At 44.6% G+C, this 1,694-nt stretch carries 1 protein-coding gene; it reads left to right on the top strand.

Annotated features, from left to right (window positions below; genetic code table 11):
* The first annotated feature begins 113 nt into the window (after positions 1 to 113).
* On the top strand, positions 114 to 1,565 hold the full coding sequence (locus tag BLS15_RS28385) for an IS1182 family transposase (protein WP_021253779.1): 1,452 nt from the start codon (positions 114 to 116) through the stop codon (positions 1,563 to 1,565).
* Positions 1,566 to 1,694 lie beyond the last annotated feature (129 nt).

The following is a 1,694-nucleotide window of genomic DNA, read 5'->3' as shown; positions in this document are numbered from 1 at the left end:
GAGGCCACTGAAAAAGTCCATCTCATGTTAAAGGTACAGCCCCTCAAGAAAATTGAGGAAGCTGTACCTTTTTTCGCTTATAATGAAAGCATCATGGAGAGCGGGTGAGCGAGATGATTCGTCAACAACAAACCTTGGTTCTGAGTCCTTATGCGGCATTGTATGACATCGTCGTGCCGAAGGACAACATGCTCCGTCAAATTAATGAACTGGTGGACTTCACCTTCATATACGAGGAATTGGAAGCAAAATATTGTTTGGATAATGGACGCAACGCCATCGACCCCATTCGCATGTTTAAATACTTACTGCTGAAAGCTATCTTTGAACTGTCTGACGTAGATATTGTCGAGCGTTCGAAGTACGACATGTCATTTAAATATTTCCTCGGCATGGCTCCGGAAGACTCGGTAATCGACCCGAGTTCCCTGACGAAATTCCGTAAATTGCGATTGAAAGACATAAATCTGCTCGACATGCTCATCGGTCAGACAGTAGCCCTTGCAATCGAGCAGGATATCTTAAAGAGTACCTCTATCATCGTAGATGCTACACATACGAAAGCACGTTACAACCAGAAGTCACCGCAAGAAATCCTACAAGACCGTGCTCGAAAGCTGCGTAAGGTTGTTTACAGCATGGACGAGTCGGTCAAAACAAAGATGCCAGCGAAGAACATGAACAACGTACTTGAAGACGAAATCGCATACTGCCAAAAGCTTGTCGCCTTTATTGAAAAGGGATCTGGAATCGCACAGGTGCCAAAAGTTCTGGAGCCGCTTAATCTGCTAAAAGAAACAATTGAGGATGATGTGGAGCAACTGCAACTTGCGGCAGATCCAGATGCACGCGTAGGACACAAGAGCGTAGATAGCGCCTTTTTCGGCTACAAGACACATCTAGCGATGGCCGAGGAACGACTCATAACAGCAGCTGTAATTACGACAGGCGAGAAAAATGATGGCAAGCAATTGCAAATACTGATCGAAAAAAGCAAAGCTGCTGGAATGCAGGTCAAAACAGTGATTGGGGATACGGCGTATTCGGAGAAAGATAGCCTTATCTACACGAAACAGAACAAGATTGAACTTGTAGCGAAGCTCAATCCACTAATTACCCAAGGCGCTCGCAAGAAAGAGAACGAATTTCTGTTTAACAAAGATGCTGGAATGTACGTTTGCCCAGCCGGACACATGGCGATTCGGAAAGCACGACAGGGCAAGAAAGGTGTCAGTAACAACCAACAGAAGACCTATTTTTTCGATGTGGACATTTGCAAACGCTGCCCGTTGAAGGAAGGTTGTTACAAAGAAGGAGCTAAGAGCAAAACGTACTCAGTGACGATAAAGTCTGATGAACACATGGAGCAGATAGCGTTCCAGGAAACAGAATATTTCAAGGCGAAATCTAAGGAACGCTACAAAATTGAAGCCAAAAACAGCGAACTCAAACATGGACACGGGTATGATGTAGCCACATCCTCGGGTCTGCTTGGCATGCAATTACAAGGCGCGATGGCGATATTTGCTGTAAATCTCAAGCGAATATTGAAGCTAGTGGACTGAGGTTACTAGAAAACACAGCTAAGCTAGACCCACAAAAAGAAGACATTCGTCCCGAAAAGCGGTACGAATGTCTTCTTTTCTTTTATCTAAATAGCATCTGAAGAAAATGGCTAGTTCTTCAGTGGCCTC

The organism is Paenibacillus sp. cl6col (assembly GCF_900102125.1).
Classification (GTDB): domain Bacteria; phylum Bacillota; class Bacilli; order Paenibacillales; family Paenibacillaceae; genus Paenibacillus_B; species Paenibacillus_B suaedae.
Note: the sequence above shows the minus strand (reverse complement) of the source record. Positions and strands in the feature narration are given on the sequence as shown.